17 protein-coding genes are annotated in these 16,123 nt (G+C 62.7%); 9 read left to right on the top strand and 8 right to left on the bottom strand.

Annotated elements, in window-relative coordinates; genetic code table 11:
* The first annotated feature begins 133 nt into the window (after window positions 1-133).
* Together ACFOGH_RS01195 and ACFOGH_RS01190 are read left to right on the top strand one after the other, a co-directional pair.
* On the top strand, window positions 134-1,612 hold the full coding sequence (locus tag ACFOGH_RS01195; protein WP_380071229.1) for an FAD-binding domain-containing protein: 1,479 nt from the start codon (window positions 134-136) through the stop codon (window positions 1,610-1,612).
* The gene (locus ACFOGH_RS01190) at window positions 1,612-1,773 is read left to right on the top strand and encodes a DUF2256 domain-containing protein (protein ID WP_380071228.1); all 162 of its coding nucleotides are present in this window, start codon (window positions 1,612-1,614) and stop codon (window positions 1,771-1,773) included. Before ACFOGH_RS01195 ends, ACFOGH_RS01190 begins: the two co-directional genes overlap by 1 nt.
* A 9-nt stretch (window positions 1,774-1,782) precedes the next feature.
* On the opposite strand, the gene ACFOGH_RS01185 is transcribed toward ACFOGH_RS01190, so the two are convergent.
* The 3 genes from ACFOGH_RS01185 to ACFOGH_RS01175 are packed head-to-tail and all read right to left on the bottom strand — an operon-like array spanning window position 1,783 to window position 3,046.
* Window positions 1,783-2,238: an SRPBCC domain-containing protein gene (locus tag ACFOGH_RS01185; RefSeq protein WP_380071227.1), complete on the bottom strand. Its 456-nt coding sequence runs from the start codon at window positions 2,236-2,238 to the stop codon at window positions 1,783-1,785.
* The gene (locus tag ACFOGH_RS01180; protein WP_380071226.1) at window positions 2,235-2,708 is read right to left on the bottom strand and encodes an SRPBCC family protein; all 474 of its coding nucleotides are present in this window, start codon (window positions 2,706-2,708) and stop codon (window positions 2,235-2,237) included. The genes ACFOGH_RS01185 and ACFOGH_RS01180 overlap by 4 nt, the downstream gene beginning before the upstream one ends.
* 2 nt (window positions 2,709-2,710) lie before the next feature.
* Window positions 2,711-3,046, bottom strand: a complete 336-nt coding sequence (locus ACFOGH_RS01175) for an ArsR/SmtB family transcription factor (protein WP_380071225.1) — start codon at window positions 3,044-3,046, stop codon at window positions 2,711-2,713.
* A 195-nt stretch (window positions 3,047-3,241) separates the two neighbouring features.
* On the opposite strand from ACFOGH_RS01175, the gene ACFOGH_RS01170 reads away from it, so the two are divergent.
* Window positions 3,242-5,389, top strand: coding sequence for a malate synthase G (locus tag ACFOGH_RS01170; RefSeq protein WP_380071224.1), 2,148 nt, complete (start codon window positions 3,242-3,244; stop codon window positions 5,387-5,389).
* Window positions 5,390-5,461: 72 nt separating this feature from the next.
* Here ACFOGH_RS01170 and ACFOGH_RS01165 read toward each other — a convergent pair whose 3' ends face one another.
* On the bottom strand, window positions 5,462-5,713 hold the full coding sequence (locus ACFOGH_RS01165) for a BolA family protein (protein ID WP_380071223.1): 252 nt from the start codon (window positions 5,711-5,713) through the stop codon (window positions 5,462-5,464).
* A 72-nt stretch (window positions 5,714-5,785) separates the two neighbouring features.
* Between ACFOGH_RS01165 and ACFOGH_RS01160 the strand changes: the two genes are divergently transcribed.
* Window positions 5,786-6,418, top strand: a complete 633-nt coding sequence (locus tag ACFOGH_RS01160; protein ID WP_380071222.1) for a DnaJ domain-containing protein — start codon at window positions 5,786-5,788, stop codon at window positions 6,416-6,418.
* A gap of 21 nt (window positions 6,419-6,439) precedes the next feature.
* Here the strand turns inward: ACFOGH_RS01160 and ACFOGH_RS01155 are convergent, their stop codons facing one another.
* From ACFOGH_RS01155 to msrB, 3 genes are all read right to left on the bottom strand, one after another.
* Window positions 6,440-8,104, bottom strand: a complete 1,665-nt coding sequence (locus tag ACFOGH_RS01155) for a glycosyltransferase family 4 protein (protein ID WP_380071221.1) — start codon at window positions 8,102-8,104, stop codon at window positions 6,440-6,442.
* Complete coding sequence (locus tag ACFOGH_RS01150; RefSeq protein WP_380071220.1) at window positions 8,101-8,904, bottom strand: hypothetical protein; 804 nt, start codon at window positions 8,902-8,904, stop codon at window positions 8,101-8,103. The genes ACFOGH_RS01155 and ACFOGH_RS01150 overlap by 4 nt, the downstream gene beginning before the upstream one ends.
* 86 nt (window positions 8,905-8,990) lie before the next feature.
* Window positions 8,991-9,446, bottom strand: coding sequence for a peptide-methionine (R)-S-oxide reductase MsrB (gene msrB, locus ACFOGH_RS01145; protein WP_380071219.1), 456 nt, complete (start codon window positions 9,444-9,446; stop codon window positions 8,991-8,993).
* Between the two features lie 198 nt (window positions 9,447-9,644).
* Here msrB and cobS point away from each other — a divergent pair, with 198 nt between their 5' ends.
* From cobS to ACFOGH_RS01125, 4 genes are all read left to right on the top strand, one after another.
* Window positions 9,645-10,619 (top strand): cobaltochelatase subunit CobS, encoded by a 975-nt coding sequence (cobS, locus tag ACFOGH_RS01140; protein WP_380071218.1) that lies wholly within the window; start codon window positions 9,645-9,647, stop codon window positions 10,617-10,619.
* Window positions 10,620-10,689: 70 nt separating this feature from the next.
* Window positions 10,690-12,561 (top strand): cobaltochelatase subunit CobT, encoded by a 1,872-nt coding sequence (cobT, locus tag ACFOGH_RS01135; protein ID WP_380071217.1) that lies wholly within the window; start codon window positions 10,690-10,692, stop codon window positions 12,559-12,561.
* Window positions 12,562-12,625: 64 nt separating this feature from the next.
* Complete coding sequence (locus ACFOGH_RS01130; protein WP_380073941.1) at window positions 12,626-14,431, top strand: aminopeptidase P family protein; 1,806 nt, start codon at window positions 12,626-12,628, stop codon at window positions 14,429-14,431.
* Window positions 14,432-14,476: 45 nt separating this feature from the next.
* Window positions 14,477-14,809 carry a DUF427 domain-containing protein gene (locus ACFOGH_RS01125; RefSeq protein ID WP_380071216.1) on the top strand — a complete coding sequence of 111 codons (333 nt, stop codon included), beginning with the start codon at window positions 14,477-14,479 and terminating at the stop codon, window positions 14,807-14,809.
* A 275-nt stretch (window positions 14,810-15,084) separates the two neighbouring features.
* On the opposite strand, the gene ACFOGH_RS01120 is transcribed toward ACFOGH_RS01125, so the two are convergent.
* A complete protein-coding gene (locus ACFOGH_RS01120; protein WP_380071215.1) occupies window positions 15,085-15,501 on the bottom strand; it encodes a SufE family protein in 417 nt (138 codons plus the stop codon).
* 118 nt (window positions 15,502-15,619) lie between these two features.
* Between ACFOGH_RS01120 and ACFOGH_RS01115 the strand changes: the two genes are divergently transcribed.
* A complete protein-coding gene (locus ACFOGH_RS01115; RefSeq protein ID WP_380071214.1) occupies window positions 15,620-16,069 on the top strand; it encodes a hypothetical protein in 450 nt (149 codons plus the stop codon).
* Window positions 16,070-16,123: the final 54 nt, after the last annotated feature.

Genomic DNA, 16,123 nt, shown 5'->3' with positions numbered 1-16,123 from the left:
CACCATCGCAGCCGGAACGCCCTCAACGCGCGGGGAAATTCCATCAACAAATCCAGCGTTTCCGCCACCCCTCGCCCGCCTTGCACCGCATCCACCCTTTACAGCCGCAAATCCGCCGCTATCTCTACGTTCCATGAATGTTCTCATCTGGTTCAAACGCGATCTGCGCACGCATGACCACCCAGCCCTGACGCTTGCAGCAGGGCTGGGCGCAGTTTTGCCGCTGTATATCGTCGAGCCTGACTACTGGGCGCTGCCCGACACTTCGGCGCGGCAATGGGCCTTTACTGCCGAATGTCTGGAAGATTTGCGCACGCAATTGGCCAGTCTCAACGCCCCGCTGGTCGTCCGCGTCGGGGATGCGCAGGCGGTGCTGGAACGTCTGTGCCGCCAGCACAACATCACCCGCATCGTCAGCCATCAGGAAACCGGAAACGCCTTCACCTATGCCCGTGATCGTCGCATCGCCGCTTGGGCGCAAAGCGCGGGCATCCTCTGGGACGAGGTGCCGCAATCCGGCGTGGTGCGCCGTTTGGCCAACCGCAGCCAGTGGCAAGACCTGCGCGATGGCTTCATGGCCGCCCCGCAGCACGAGGCGCCCGCCCTGAATGCGCTACCCGGCCTTGAACCCGGCCTGATCCCCACCGCCCGTGCCTTGCGACTGGCCGAGGATACTTGCGCCCATCGTCAGCACGGCGGGCGCAGCACCGGGCTTGATCTGCTGGAGTCGTTCCTGACGCAGCGCGGTGCGCCTTACCGCCGCGCGATGTCCTCGCCCATGACGGCCGAGCGCGCCTGCTCGCGGCTGTCGCCACATATTGCGCTGGGGTCACTGTCGCTGCGCGAAGTGGTTCAGGCCACGCAAATCCGCGCCGCAGCCCATCCGGGGGGCGGTTGGAGCGGCGCCTTGGCCAGTTTCCAAAGCCGTCTGGCATGGCGCGATCACTTCATCCAGAAGCTCGAAGATCAGCCCGCCATCGAATCCCGCTGCGTGCAAACGGCGGCAGAGCTTTTGCGCCGCAGCAGCGATCCCGCCCGCCTGCAGGCATGGACGCAAGGTGAAACCGGCCTGCCGTTTCTGGATGCCTGTCTGCGCTATCTGGCGGCGACCGGCTGGCTGAATTTCCGCGCCCGCGCCATGGTGATGGCCTGCGCGTCCTATCATCTGTGGCTGGATTGGCGCGTCACCGGCACGGTGCTGGCGCGCCGGTTTACCGATTACGAACCCGGCATCCACTGGCCACAGGTGCAGATGCAATCGGGCGCCACCGGCACGCATGTGCCGCGCATCTACAATCCGGTGAAACAGGGGCTGGACCAAGACCCGACAGGCAGCTTCACCCGGCGCTGGATTCCCGAATTGCAAGCTGTGCCAGACGCTTACCTGCAAGCGCCTTGGCGGTGGACGGGTGCTGGCCGTGTGCTGGGCCGCCGCTATCCCGAGCCGATCGTCGATATCACCACCGCCCAACGTGACGCGCGTGAGGCAGTATGGGGCCTGCGCCGCAAGCCCGCCGCACGTGTCGAAACCGTTGAAGTGATTGAACGTGCTTCCCCCCGCCCGGCCAAACGCGAACAGCCCAGCCACGGCCAGCTTAGTCTGGATCTGTAATGCCGAAAATGCGCAAGAAATCTGACCTGCCCGTCAAAACCTGCGCCGCCTGCGGCCGCCCGATGGTCTGGCGCAAGGCTTGGGAAAAGACCTGGGATCAGGTGAAATACTGCTCGGACGCGTGCCGCAAAGGCAAGGCCGAGGCAAAGCCCCGGCCCTGATCTGGGATTTCACAGCTTTTGCGCCGCAGCCTCCAGCTTGGCCAAGGTGGTCTGGCCCAGCTTGTCCGCGCCAAAGGCCAAGGCCCCTGCCCGCATTTCCGCCGTCGGGAAAGTCATCGTCTGCGTGATCCGCGTGCCGCCCGCTTCGGGTTCCAGCACAACCACAACCCGCATCGGCTCGTCCGCGTCGTCGCCGTCATCCATCAGAAATTCCAGCCGTTTCGGCGGATCGTAAAGCGTATAGCGATGGCGGTTGATCCAGACCTTGCCATCCGGCCCGATCATGTCAAAGCTCCACTGACCGCCCTGCCGCAGGTCAATCGTCTTGGTCACACAGGAATAGCCCTCGGGGCCAAACCAGCGCGGCAGGATGTCGGGGTCAGTCCAGCATTGCCAGACCTTCGCAGGTGATGCCGCGATCAACCGGGTCAGCACGATTTGCCGATCAGCTTCAGAAACACTCATTTCAGACCCTGCGCATATTCCTCCAACTGCGTCACCACCGTGCCCCAGCCATCATAGAACCCCATCTGCTTGTGGGTTTCCGCCGTCTCTTTGCTGCGATGCCGCGCGACCGCCGTATAACGGGTGCGGCCATTGCCGATGTCTTCAAAGGTCAGGATCGCCGTCATGAACGGCTCGGGATTGGGTTTCCAGCCTTCGGTGTAAGTGTCTGTGAACACCAGCTTTTCATTCGGGATCACCTCAAGATAAACGCCGTCGTTCGGCATCTCGACACCGTCCACCTCGAACGTGGTGTTGCACTTGCCACCGGGCCGCACATCCAGTTCGCAGGCCGTCACTCTATGCGGCTTGGGCACGAACCAATGCACCAGATGCTCGGGCGTGGTCCAGCATTTGTACAGGATTTCACGCGGCGCGTTGATCTCGCGGGTCAGCACCAGATCGGTTTCGGAGTTCAGATCGAGGGACATGTTCAGGATTCCTTCATCAATTTCGCAACATAAGCTTCCAAACGGTCGGTGCGCGCTTCCCAGATCGCGCGCTGTTCGGCCAACCAATCGGCGGTGGCGGCCAAAGTCTCGGGGCGCGCATGGCAGATCCGCGTGCGCCCGGTCTTTTCGGTGCTGATCAGCGCGGCATCCTCCAGCACGGCAAGGTGGCGCATCACGGTCGGCAGGGCCAATCCAGTGGGCCGCGCCAGTTCTGAAACCGGCACCGCCCCCAGCCCGATCCGCGCCAGCATGGCCCGCCGGGTCGGGTCAGCCAAAGCCTGAAAGATCAGCGAAAGGTCGGGGTCATATTTAGCCATATGGCTAAGTAACAGCCTTCGAGATTTGAACCAACAGAAACTTAGCACAACCACTAACTATTTGGCGAAACCCTGCCATCATCAAGAATCTCAAAAAAGTGCTTTCGTCTTTTCCGAGAAAATCAGCCGCTTCAAAACTTTCGCAGCCCGCGCAATTCTGCTATCCGCAAAACAAAGCCAAACAGCGAGGGTCCGATGGTTACGCGCGTCACACGGCACGGTTTGCAAGTGGATCAGGTGCTGGCAGATTTCATCGAACAGCGCGCCCTGCCGGGCACGGGTGTGGCGGCAGATCGGTTCTGGGCGGGTCTGTCAGATCTGGCGCAAGTCGAGGGCGCGCGCAACGCAGCCCTTTTGGCCAAGCGCGAGGATCTGCAAGCGCAGATCGACACCTGGCACAAGAACCACCGCACCGCCGCGCATGATCCGGTGGCCTACAAGGACTTCTTGCAGGAAATCGGCTATCTGCTGCCAGAACCTGCCGATTTTCAGATCGACACCACCAACGTCGACCCCGAGATTGCGACCACCGCAGGCCCGCAACTGGTCGTGCCGATCACCAACGCCCGCTATGCGCTGAACGCCGCCAATGCCCGCTGGGGCAGCCTGTATGACGCGCTTTACGGCACCGATGCGATGGGCAGCCCTGCCCCGGCGGGCGGCTATGAACGCGGTCGCGGCGCGCGCGTGGTGGCCCGCGCGCGGGTGTTTCTGGACGAGGCATTTCCGATTGCGGGCACCAGCCACGCCGATGCGCGGCGCTATTATGTCGCCAATGGCGCGCTGATGGTCGATGACCTGCCCTTGGTGCATCCTGCAAAATTCGCCGGATACCGGGGAAACCCCAAGGCGCCGGACTCGGTGCTGCTGGTCAACAACGGCCTGCATGTCGAACTGGTGTTCGACCGCGCCCACCCGATTGGCAGCCGCGATCAGGCCTTGCTGGCCGATGTGGTGCTGGAATCCGCACTCTCGGCGATCATGGATTGCGAAGATTCGGTAGCTTGCGTTGATGGCGAGGATAAGACCCTCGCCTATGCCAACTGGCTTGGCCTGATGCAGGGCGATCTGACCGCCGACCTGAGCAAAGGTGGTCGCAAGATCACCCGCGCGCTGAACCCTGACCGCAGCTTTACCGCCCCCGATGGCAGCACGCTGACCCTGAAAGGCCGCGCCCTCCTTTGGGTGCGCAACGTCGGCCATCTGATGACCAACCCGGCAATCCTGCTGCCCGATGGCTCGGAAATCTTTGAAGGTCTGATGGACGCCCTGATCACCAGCCTGATTGCCATGCACGATCTGCAAAAGACCGCAGGCCTGCGCAATTCGCAATCGGGTTCGGTCTATGTGGTGAAGCCCAAGATGCACGGGCCCGAGGAAGTCGCCTTTGCCGATCAGGTGTTCAGCAAGGTCGAAACCATCCTCGGCCTGCCCGCCAACACCGTCAAACTGGGGGTGATGGACGAAGAACGCCGCACCTCGGTCAACCTGAAAGCCTGCATCCACGCCGCCCGTCACCGGCTGGCCTTCATCAACACCGGCTTTCTGGATCGCACGGGGGATGAGATTCACACCTCGATGGAGGCTGGCCCGTTCAGCCGCAAGGATTTCATCAAGCGCAAGGCGTGGATCGGGGCCTATGAGACGCAGAATGTCGATATCGGCCTTGAATGTGGTCTGCAGGGCCGCGCGCAGATCGGCAAGGGCATGTGGGCGGCCCCCGATCTGATGGCCGCGATGCTGGAGCAGAAGATCGAGCATCCCAAGGCCGGGGCAAGCTGCGCCTGGGTGCCCTCGCCCACCGCCGCCACCCTGCATGTGCTGCATTATCACAAGATCGACGTGGCCGCCGTGCAGACCAGGCTGAAGGCAGGCGGGCGGCGCGGCTATGTCGAAACCGTGCTGGAAATCCCGCTCGCGACCTATCAGAAATGGACCGAAGCGCAGGTGCTGCGCGAGGTCGAGAACAACGCCCAAGGCATCCTCGGCTATGTGGTGCGCTGGATTGATCAGGGCGTGGGTTGTTCAAAAGTGCCCGACATCAATGACATAGGCCTTATGGAAGACCGCGCCACCTGCCGGATTTCCGCCCAGCACATCGCCAACTGGCTGCATCATGGCATTGTGTCCGAGGCGCAGGTCGATGCCGCCATGCGCAAGATGGCAGAAGTGGTGGATCGCCAGAACGCAGGGGACGCTGCCTATAGCCCGATGGCCCCCGGCTTTGACGGCATCGCCTATCAGGCCGCCTGCGATCTGGTGTTCAAGGGCCGGGTACAGCCGTCAGGCTATACCGAACCTGTGCTGCACGCACGGCGGCTGCAACTAAAGGCGCGCGGCTGATCCCGCGCAGCGATTTCCGGCGCGGAAATCGGCCCGATTTCTGTGTCAGAAATCGTGGTGCAGCGGCAGCGTTCAGCCAATATCCAGCGCCAGCGCGTGAATGCGCTGGTTCAGATCGCCCAGCGCCTGATGCACCGCGCGGTGCCGCGCCACCCGGCTCATCGCAGCCAAGGCCTCCGACCGGATCAGCACGGCGAAATGGCTCTCACCCGTGCCATCATCGCCACTGTGGCCCGCATGTTTGTGGCTTTCATTGACCACCTCCAGCCGCGTTGGTGAAAAAGTGATCGTCAGACGCGCAATCAACTCGTTCTCAATGCTCATTTTTGACCTTTGCCCCTTCAATCTGCCGCCCAAATCTATATTGTCTTGCCTTCAGTTCGGAAAGGCCTCTGCATGTCCACGCGTCCCCCCTTTGAGTTTGATATCCGCGTCTCGTCTGACAAGGCCAAGCGTAAAACCACGCGCCGGGGTATGTCTGGGGCGTTTGAAACCTCGAACAAGGCTTGTGACTATCCGGGCTGCAAGGAAAAGGGCGCGTATCGTGCGCCGAAATCCCCCGATCATCTGGATGAGTATTTCTGGTTCTGCCGCGACCATATCCGCGAATACAATCTGAAGTGGAATTTCTTCGGCAATGCCACCGATGAAGAATTCCAGAAGCTGCTGGAAAAAGACCGCCTGTGGGAGCGTGAAACAAAGCCCTTCAGCCGCAAGGATGATGGCAACGCATGGCATCGTTTGGGCGTCGATGATCCGATGGCGCTGCTGGGTGAAAACGCCACCCGCAACCCCGGTAAGCCCACCTCGAACGCCACCCGCAAACTGCCCGCAACCGAGCGCAAGGCGGTCGAGATTCTGGATGCGCGCGACACCTGGACCAAGGCCGAGATTCGCAAGCAATACAAAAGCTTGGTGAAAGATCTTCACCCGGATATGAACGGCGGCGACCGCTCGGACGAGGACCGCCTGCAAGAGGTGGTCTGGGCTTGGGATCAGATCAAGGACAGCCGCTATTTCAAGGAATAAGCGCGGTTAGGCCCATCACACTCAAGCCCGTCGCACAAAGCCATATTTCAGCAGCCAGATCGCGATGCGTTCCAGGCCTTGGCCTTTCAGCCCGGATGCCGCCTCTAGCTGCACCAGATCGCAGCCCGCCGTCCCCGCCGCGATATAGGCGCGCAGCACCTGCGCGATATGCTCGGGCGAAGCGAACATCCGTTTCAACCCTTGGTAATTGCGCGCCGCCAGCACATCGGCAAGGCTGGGGCGACCCGTGGGGTCGGCCAGCACCAGCCGGGTGTTGGCAAAGGTGACTTGCGCCGTCGGATAGCTGCCGAACAGATGCATCGGCGAAGGCGCAATCGGCAGCGCATCGGCCAGATACCGGCGCGACGCCGCGACCGAGGCCTTGCGGCGCGCGTCTTGTTCCCCCCACAAAGCCTGCATTTGCGGCACCACCTGCGCCCAATCATACAAAGCCTGCACCCGCGCCCGCCCCGCCGCGCCCATCTTGCGCCGCAGATCAGGATCACGGGACAACTGCACGATCCGTGCCGTCAGTTCGGGCAGATCAAGCTCGGTCAGCGCCGAGGTCGCCGCGCAATACTGCACATAGCTGTCGGTGCCGCCCTGATAGCGCAGCGCCTCTTGCGCATAATACTGCCCCGGCAGCGTGCGGGTGGTGATGCGGAACCCGACATCTTCGGACACGGTATCGCGCATGCCGTCCCAGTCTGACACCAGCAGCGGCAGGCCTGCCGCCATACCTTCCAGCGGGGCGAGGCCAAAGGTTTCCTGAATGTTATCAATCAGAAACATGAAGACATCGGCACCCGACAAGGCCGCCTTGCGATCATCCGCCGAGGCCCCATCCAGCAGCGCAAAACCGACATCCGGCATCAGCTTGGCCGCACCCTCGGTGAACACCTTGCGCGAATAGTCATCACGGAACTGCCCACAGAACGCCACGAACAGCTTTTGCCCCGGCAACTGCCTTTGCGCCGCCTGCATCGCGAGGTAAATCGGCAGCGGATCGAATTTCTCATGCGGGGTCAGCCGCGCAATGGTGGTGAACACCACATCATCCGGCCCTGCCCCCAAGCGCGCCCTCAACGCCGCCCCCTTGCCTGCATCCGACGCGAAATCGGCAACATGCACCCCCAGCGGGATCACCGGCAGCATCGGGCGCGGCGGCGGCGTGGCCTTGAGATGGCCGCGGATATGGTCGTCAATCCGGTCCATCTGATAGCTGACCGAGGCCAGCACCGCTTGGCTGGTGCAGATCACCGCATCCCATTCCGTCACCGGGGCCATGCGCAGATCGAAAAACCCCTGCATCACCGCATGGGTCGAGGTGGTGTGGGTAATCCCGCAGATCGACCACGCCCCAGTGCCATAAGGCGCACGCCGCCAGCTTTCCTGAATGTAATTCGGGCTGGGAAAGAACACGGTTTGCACCGGCGCAATCGAATGGGGCCGCAACAATGGCGCGTGCCGCACCGCCTTGCCGGGGCGCAATTCCGCCGCCAGCGACTTGACCGGCTGAATCTCGCCCGCGCCATGCGACAGCAGCACGAATTCCTCAACATCGGCGTGGCGCAGAAACCCCTTCAGGAACGACTCTCCGGCCACCCTGCGGCCATTGATGCCCTTGGCGGTGGGATCAAACCCATCCTGCGCATACCAGATTGCCGCGTTGCGTTCTGCGCTCATTTCTTCACCATCCACAGCCACGGCGTCGGGCCCGAGCGCCATTCCCACAAGGCCACCAACCGATCGAGATCAGACAAAGCCTCCATCCAGTCGGGCAGGCCGGAATCGTCCAGATGCCGCCCGATCACCCGGATGCGATGCGTGGCCTTGAACCGCTCGACCAGCATGTGACTAAGGCCGTGATGCATGCAATCATGCGCCTCGACCAGAATATCCGCCGCACGCAGACCGGGCGCGCGCACCGGGTCCAGCAACTCGGCCTCGGCACCCTCGATATCGCAAACCACCAGCGTTTTCTGCCCGCTGCACAGATCGAAATCGGCATGGCCCATCAACCCGCCAATCTCCACCCGGTCGGCCACGCCATTCGCCGCCGCCAGCGCCGCACACAAAGCCTGCGCCCGCGGATTGGCATCGCGCGCCAGCACCCGCGCTTTCGGCAAGCGCCGCGCCAGACCCACCGCGTAATACCCCTCGGCCGAGCCGACGTCGATCACCACCGGATAGGCCCTGGTCACGATTTCCTCGATCACCGGCGCAAGCCCGGCCTCATAGGCCCCCAAAAGCCGCGCCGACCGCGACCCTTCCGAGGCCCGCACCGGATAATCCATCCCCTTGAATGGCCCCGACAAAACTTTGGTGCCCGAGCGTTCGGCCAACGTGTTGGAAATCAACTCGGATCGCCATTTCGCCAGATGCCGGAACGCCTGCTCTAACCGTGCCACATCGGGCGGGCCGTCCAGCAGCCGTTGCAAGGCAGCAGTGGCAGAAATCGTCAAAGGCGAGGCGGGTTTGGCCAATGCAGGCACTCCGAACAGGGCGCGGGCATCTTCCCGCTTGGCCCTATCGGTAAACGTGCCGCCTTCGCCTGTCTATCCCGCCCGCGCTATGCGGGCACAAACTTGAGCGCCAGTCCGTTCATGCAATAGCGCAGGCCCGTGGGCGGTGGGCCATCGTTGAACACATGCCCCAGATGGCCGCCGCAACGACGGCAATGCACCTCGGTGCGGGTAGAGAACAGCGTGTTGTCCTCTTTGGTGCCAATCGACCCCTTGATGGGCTGATAAAACGACGGCCAGCCGGTGCCACTGTCAAACTTGGTCTCGGACGCATACACCGGCAAATCACAGCCCGCGCACAGAAAGGTGCCGCGCCGATGCTCGTCATTCAGCGGGCTAGAGCCTGCGCGTTCGGTATTCTCCTCGCGCAGCACGGCATAAGCGGCGTCGCCCAGTTTGGCACGCCATTCTGCCTCGGTCATGGTGATTTCAAACGTCTCGGCCCGCAACGGCGGTGCATAGGCAAGCAGGGCAAAAACGCTTAGGAAACTGCGGCGACGCATGGCAATTCTCCGGTTATGTGCAGTGATTGTATCCTAACAACGCAAGGCCGCAGCGATAAGTTTCACCATGGCGCAGATACGTCCTTTCGTGTCGTCCCTTGCCCTTGCAGCCCTGCCCGTTATGTTCCACAAACAGATAGGATCGCGGGCCCCTTCCAAAGGCATTGGGCCCGCCAGTTTTGATATGGGCGACGGGCAATGGCAGATATGATGATGAAACCCACCGAAGAAATCTCGGTCCGCGAGGTCTTCGGGATCGACACCGATATGAAGGTGAAGGGGTTCGCCGAAGCCACCGACCGCGTGCCCGCGATTGATCCGACCTATAAATTCGACCCCGACACCACTTTGGCGATTCTCGCAGGCTATGCCTATAACCGCCGCGTGATGATCCAAGGCTATCACGGCACCGGCAAATCGACGCATATCGAACAAGTCGGCGCGCGGCTGAACTGGCCGACCGTGCGGGTGAACCTTGACAGCCACATCAGCCGGATCGACCTGATCGGCAAGGATGCGATCAAGCTGCGCGACGGCAAGCAAGTCACCGAATTCCACGAAGGCATCCTGCCTTGGGCTTTGCGCAACCCCGTTGCCATCGTGTTCGACGAATATGACGCAGGCCGCGCCGATGTCATGTTCGTGATCCAGCGCGTGCTGGAGCATGACGGCAAGCTGACCCTGCTTGATCAGAACGAAATCATCACGCCGCACCCGTCGTTCCGCCTGTTCGCCACCGCGAACACCGTGGGCTTGGGCGACACAACCGGGCTTTACCACGGCACCCAGCAGATCAACCAAGCCCAGATGGACCGTTGGTCACTGGTGGCCACGCTGAACTATCTGTCCCACGACGCCGAAGCTGCCATCGTTCTGGCCAAGCGCCCGCATTACAACACCGCCGAGGGCCGCAAGAAGATCAGCCAAATGGTGACGGTCGCCGACCTCACCCGCACCGCCTTCATGAACGGCGATCTCTCCACCGTGATGTCGCCCCGCACCGTGCTGAACTGGGCCGAAAACGCCGAGATCTTCCGCAACGTCGGCTACGCCTTCCGCCTGTCGTTCCTGAACAAATGCGACGAGTTGGAGCGTCAGACGGTGGCCGAATTCTACCAGCGCTGCTTTGCCGAAGAACTGCCGGAGTCGGCAGCCTCGATGGCGATGAAGTGATGCAGGGCGGGGTTCACCCCGCCTTCCCGAAGCGGTGGGGTGTAACCCCACCCTACGTTTTGGACGGACCATGAATAAGCCCACCGACAACCCCGCCGATCCGTTCAAGAAGGCCCTCGCCGAGGCCACCAAGACCATGGCGAACGATCCCGAAATGACCGTCACCTATTCGGTCGATCCGGCGGGGATGAACAAGGAAGGCATCCGCCTGCCGCAAGTCAGCCGCCGCATGACGCGGGACGAGGTGTTGCTGGCCCGTGGCACCGCCGACGCTTTCGCGCTGCGCCGCAAATTCCATAATGAGCAAACCGCAGCGAAATATGCCCCCACCGGGCCGCTCGCCCGTGAAATCTATGATGCGATGGAAACCGCCCGGTGTGAGGCCGTCGGCGCCCGCGCCATGCCCGGCACTGCAGGCAACATCGACGCCAAGATCGCCTATGAGGCGGATCGCAAAGGCTATTCCAGCATCACCAAGCGCGAGGATGCACCGCTGTCCGTCGCCGCAGGCTACCTTGTCCGCCATCTGGCAACGGGTCGCGCCATGCCAAAAGGCGCTGCCAATGTCATGGAGATGTGGCGCGACTTTATCGAAGGCCAGGCCGCTGGCACGCTCGACAGCCTTGATGACGTGCTGGACAATCAGGCCGCTTTTGCCCGCCTGACCCGCAAGGTCATCTCCGACCTTGGCTATGGCGATCAGTTGGGCGACGACCCCGACCAGCCGGAAGACGACGACTCCGGCGACGAAGCGCAAGAAGATCAGGACGCGCCCGACAGCGAAGGCAGCGAAGAGCAGGATTCCGAAGACTCTGAGGCTTCGCCCGAGCAAAGCCAAGAAGACCAGCAAGACCAATCCCAAGCGCAAGTCACCATGGAAGACAGCGCTGATATGGAACAGGGCGACGAGGCCGAACTGCCCGAGGGCGAGGCCCCGCTGGACCCGCCACCGCCCGCGCCCTATTCCGACGCCGACCCGAACTACACTGTCTATACCACGGATTTCGATGAAGAAATCCGCGCCGAGGATTTGGCCGAACCGGCTGAACTCGAACGCCTGCGCGCCTATCTCGATCAGCAGTTGGAACCGCTGAAAGGCGCTGTCAGCCGCTTGGCGAACAAATTGCAACGCCGCTTGCAAGCCCAGCAAAACCGCTCATGGCTGTTCGATCTGGAAGAAGGCACGCTCGACGCAGGCCGCTTGGCCCGCGTCATCGCCAACCCGACGACGCCGCTGTCGTTCAAGCAGGAAAAAGACACCGAATTCCGCGACACCTGCGTGACGCTGCTGATCGACAACTCTGGCTCGATGCGTGGCCGCCCGATTTCCATCGCCGCAATCTGCGCCGATGTCTTGGCGCGCACATTGGAACGCTGCTCTGTCAAGGTCGAAATCCTTGGCTTCACCACCCGCGCCTGGAAAGGCGGGCAAAGCCGTGAACGCTGGCTCGCCCAAGGTCGCGCCCAACAACCGGGCCGCCTGAACGACCTGCGCCACATCATCTACAAATCCGCCGATGCCCCGTGGCGTCGTGTGCGGCCCAATCTGGGCCTGATGATGAAAGAGGGCTTGCTCAAGGAAAACATCGACGGCGAGGCGCTGGAATGGGCGCACCGCCGCATGACCGCCCGCCCCGAAGCCCGCCGTATCCTGATGGTGATTTCCGACGGTGCCCCGGTCGATGATTCCACCCTGTCGGTCAACCCCGCGAATTTCCTTGAAAAACACCTGCGCGACGTGATCGCCATGGTCGAACGCAAAAAGGCAGTGGAGTTGATCGCCATCGGCATCGGCCATGATGTGACCCGCTATTACCAGCGCGCTGTGACGATCACCGATGTCGAGCAACTCGCGGGCGCGATGACAGAACAACTCGCTGGCCTGTTCGAGGTTGATCCGAAGAAACGCGCCAAGGCTTTGGGGATGCGCAAGGCCGGGTAGAGGGGGCTCGCCCCCTCGCGCGTGCCGCGCTCACCCCGAGGATATTTGAGCACAGAGGATGACCATGTTTCAAAGTTTTGATACCCATGCCAATCCCGCCCAAGGCCCTGCGCGTCTGGCTGCATTGCGGCAGGTTCTGGCGGCTGAGGGCTTGTCGGGCTTTCTCATCCCCCGCGCCGATGCGCATCAGGGCGAATATGTCGCGGCACGGGACGAGCGTCTGCAATGGCTGACCGGCTTTACCGGCTCGGCAGGTTTCTGCATCGTGCTGCCCGCCATCGCGGGGGTGTTCATCGACGGACGCTATCGCACGCAGGTCAAGGGTCAGGTTGATCTGGCCCATTTCACCCCCGTGCCTTGGCCAGAGGTCAGCGCGGGCGCTTGGCTGAAACAGCATATCTCGGAAGGCGTTGTCGGCTTTGACCCTTGGCTGCACACGGCAGATGAAATCGCCAAGCTGGAGGCCGCACTGGAAGGCACCGGCGTTATTCTGCAACCTTCGGCCAACCTGATCGACCGGATCTGGCCCGATCAACCCGCAGCGCCACTGGGCCACGCCTTCGCGCATCCCGACAGCCTTGCGGGCGAGACCAGCGCCGAGAAACGCGCGCGTCTGGCCGCCGCCTTGGGTGCGCAGGGCCAGTCGGCCGCGGTGATCACCCTGCCCGACAGTCTCTGCTGGCTGCTGAACATCCGCGGTGCCGATGTCCCGCGCAACCCCGTGCTGCACGGCTTTGCCATTCTGCATGAAAACGCCCATGTCACTCTGTTTGCCGATGCCGCGAAGTTTGACGACGCCACCCGCGCCCATCTGGGAGCCGAGGTGCTGTTGCGCCCGGTTTCTGCCTTCGTGCCCGCCCTGCGCACCCTGCATGGCGCTGTGCGGGTTGATCGTGGCACCGCGCCGCTGGCGGTTTCCACTGAACTGACCGAAGCCGAGATCACCGTGGCTTGGGGCGATGACCCCTGCCGCCTGCCGAAAGCCTGCAAGACCGCCGCCGAAATCGCAGCCACCCGCGAGGCGCATCTGCGCGACGGTGCCGCCATGGTCGAGTTTCTGTGCTGGTTGGACGCTCAGACGCCCAAGGGCGGCCTGACCGAGATTGACGTGGTGCGCGCACTGGAAGGCTTTCGTCGCGCCACCAACGTGCTGCATGACATCAGCTTTGACACCATCTGCGGCTCGGGGCCGAATGGCGCCATCATGCACTACCGCGTCACCGAAGAATCCAATCGCGCGATTGGCCGCAACGAATTGCTGCTGGTGGACAGCGGCGCGCAATACCGCGATGGCACCACCGACATCACCCGCACCATGGCGGTGGGTGATCCCGGCGACTACGCCCGCGCCTGCTTTACCCGCGTTCTGCAAGGTACCATCGCGATCAGCCGCGTGCGCTGGCCCGCAGGCCTTTCGGGCCGCGATCTTGACCCGCTGGCGCGCTATGCGTTGTGGGTGGCGGGGCAAGACTTCAACCACGGCACCGGCCACGGCGTAGGTGCCTTCCTGTCGGTGCATGAAGGCCCGCAGCGGATCAGCCGCCTGTCCGAGGTGCCGCTGGAACCCGGCATGATCCTGTCTAACGAGCCCGGCTATTACCGCGAGGGCGAATTTGGCATCCGGCTGGAAAACCTGATCGTGGTGCAGCCCGCCCCGCAGCTTGCGGGCGGCGACCCCGAGCGCACTCAGCTTTGCTTTGAAACCCTGACCTTCGTGCCCTTCGACCGCCGCCTTGTGCTGGTCGATCAGCTTTCCGCCGCAGATCGCGCATGGCTGAACGACTATCACGCCGAGGTGCTGGCAAAACTTGGCGACCGTCTGTCGGCCGAGGCTCTGGCATGGTGCCAAGCCGCCTGCGCGCCATTGTAAAGCCCAGCCGCCGCGCTATCCTTCTGCCATCAGCAGGAGGATAGCATGGCCTATATCACCATCACCCCGCACCCGACCCCGCTTGTCATCACCGCGGGCGGCACGTCACTGGGCCAGACGACTGGCGCGCTGGAGCTGCGCGAGGGCAGCTATCCGCCCGTGCTCTATATCCCCCGCGATGATGTCGCGATGCAGCGCCTGACCAAGACCGCGCGGCAAACCACTTGCCCGCACAAGGGCCTGTGCAGCTATTACTCGATCCAGACCGACGCGGGCCTGCTGGAAAACGCCGTCTGGTCCTACGAGACCCCGATTGACGCCGTAGCCCCGATTGCGGGCTATCTGGCGTTTTATCCTGACAAGGTCACGCTGGGCTAAAGAGTCGCGGCAGTCATTGCGGACAATCTGGCGAAGGCCATCGCCTTCGCCATGCGGTGCAAGCGCCGATGGAACCGCCGGGTCTCAAAGGCCCGGCCAGCGCCCGACCCGCCGATGGCGGGCGCTTCTCGCCCGCCGGGTCGGGCGCTGGCCTCGGTGGGTTTCTCTTTGAACCGACTACAGAGTGAAACCGCACGCGCGGGCGGGGAAACGCAATGCGTTTCCTTACTCCGCCCGAACTTCGGCAGACCCAAGCGGGCGAAACCCGATCGCCCCTAAGCCTGCGCCGCCGCCGCCGCCGTCTGCCGTATCCGCTCCACCATCGCCCGCAGCCCGTTCGAGCGTTGCGACGACAGATGCTCATTCAGCCCCAACCGCCCCAATTCCGCCGGGGCATCCACCCGCCCCACCTCGGCCACCGGCAAGCCAGCATAAAGCGCATGCAGCACCGCAATCAGACCACGCACGATCATCGCATCCGACTCGCCCTGAAACTCGAACCGCCCATCAGCAATCATCGGCCGCAGCCAGACCTGCGACGCGCAGCCATCGACCTTCAGCGCCGGCACCTTGAAACTGTCGTCCAGCGGCGGCATCGCTTTTCCCAGATCAATCACATGACGATAGCGGTCTTCCCAATCGTCCAGAAACGCGAATGTCTCGGCAAGGTCTTCAAAGGCGGGCGTGGCCATGGCTCTCTCCATCAATGTTGCTGAGCTAGTGCGTCAAGGCCCAAAGGTCCAGCCCAAGCGGGCTTTTCAAACCGCCCTCAATCGGCTACCGATCTTACACCGCCAAAGGGATTTTCACATGCGCTTTCGCCTGCCCATCGCCATCCTTGCCCTGACCGCCCTGACCGCCTGCGGCGGCTCTGCAAGCCGGTTGAACCCGTTCAAATGGTTCAAGCGTTCGGCCCCGGCACCTGTGGTCAGTGTCGAGACGCCAGCCGATCCGCGCCCACTGGTCAACACCGTGTTGTCGATGCAGATCGAATCCTACCCAGGCGGCGCCATCGTGCGTGCCACCGGCCTGCCGCCGACGCAAGGCTATTGGAGCGCCGAACTCGTGCCGCGCCCGGTCGATGAAAAAGGCACGTTGGTGCTAGAGTTTCACGTCTTCCCGCCAGTGGGGGCCGCAGCCGTGGTCAACCAGCAATCGCGTGAAATCACCGTTGCCTACAACCTGTCCGACATCAAGTTGCAACAGATCAATGAGATCGTGGTGCAAGGCGGCAGCAACGCCCGGTCCAGCCGCCGTTAACCGATTTTTCGCTGATTCCGGCCATTCAACCACAACATCTGGTGGTCGAATGGC

The sequence above is a fragment of the Cypionkella sinensis genome, from assembly GCF_042646385.1.
In the GTDB taxonomy this organism is placed as follows: Bacteria; Pseudomonadota; Alphaproteobacteria; order Rhodobacterales; family Rhodobacteraceae; genus Cypionkella; species Cypionkella sinensis.
This window is presented reverse-complemented; position numbering and strand designations above follow the sequence as displayed.

Bases quoted from the DNA above. Each gene is read 5' to 3' on its own strand.
- msrB (WP_380071219.1), bottom strand. From the start codon at position 9,446: ATGCGTCGCCGCAGTTTCCTAAGCGTTTTTGCCCTGCTTGCCTATGCA.
- ACFOGH_RS01170 (WP_380071224.1), top strand. From the start codon at position 3,242: ATGGTTACGCGCGTCACACGGCACGGTTTGCAAGTGGATCAGGTGCTG.
- ACFOGH_RS01130 (WP_380073941.1), top strand. From the start codon at position 12,626: ATGTTTCAAAGTTTTGATACCCATGCCAATCCCGCCCAAGGCCCTGCG.
- ACFOGH_RS01160 (WP_380071222.1), top strand. From the start codon at position 5,786: ATGTCCACGCGTCCCCCCTTTGAGTTTGATATCCGCGTCTCGTCTGAC.
- ACFOGH_RS01190 (WP_380071228.1), top strand. From the start codon at position 1,612: ATGCCGAAAATGCGCAAGAAATCTGACCTGCCCGTCAAAACCTGCGCC.
- ACFOGH_RS01120 (WP_380071215.1), bottom strand. From the start codon at position 15,501: ATGGCCACGCCCGCCTTTGAAGACCTTGCCGAGACATTCGCGTTTCTG.
- ACFOGH_RS01195 (WP_380071229.1), top strand. From the start codon at position 134: ATGAATGTTCTCATCTGGTTCAAACGCGATCTGCGCACGCATGACCAC.
- ACFOGH_RS01165 (WP_380071223.1), bottom strand. From the start codon at position 5,713: ATGAGCATTGAGAACGAGTTGATTGCGCGTCTGACGATCACTTTTTCA.
- ACFOGH_RS01155 (WP_380071221.1), bottom strand. From the start codon at position 8,104: ATGAGCGCAGAACGCAACGCGGCAATCTGGTATGCGCAGGATGGGTTT.
- cobT (WP_380071217.1), top strand. From the start codon at position 10,690: ATGAATAAGCCCACCGACAACCCCGCCGATCCGTTCAAGAAGGCCCTC.
- ACFOGH_RS01115 (WP_380071214.1), top strand. From the start codon at position 15,620: ATGCGCTTTCGCCTGCCCATCGCCATCCTTGCCCTGACCGCCCTGACC.
- ACFOGH_RS01125 (WP_380071216.1), top strand. From the start codon at position 14,477: ATGGCCTATATCACCATCACCCCGCACCCGACCCCGCTTGTCATCACC.
- ACFOGH_RS01175 (WP_380071225.1), bottom strand. From the start codon at position 3,046: ATGGCTAAATATGACCCCGACCTTTCGCTGATCTTTCAGGCTTTGGCT.
- ACFOGH_RS01185 (WP_380071227.1), bottom strand. From the start codon at position 2,238: ATGAGTGTTTCTGAAGCTGATCGGCAAATCGTGCTGACCCGGTTGATC.
- cobS (WP_380071218.1), top strand. From the start codon at position 9,645: ATGGCAGATATGATGATGAAACCCACCGAAGAAATCTCGGTCCGCGAG.
- ACFOGH_RS01180 (WP_380071226.1), bottom strand. From the start codon at position 2,708: ATGTCCCTCGATCTGAACTCCGAAACCGATCTGGTGCTGACCCGCGAG.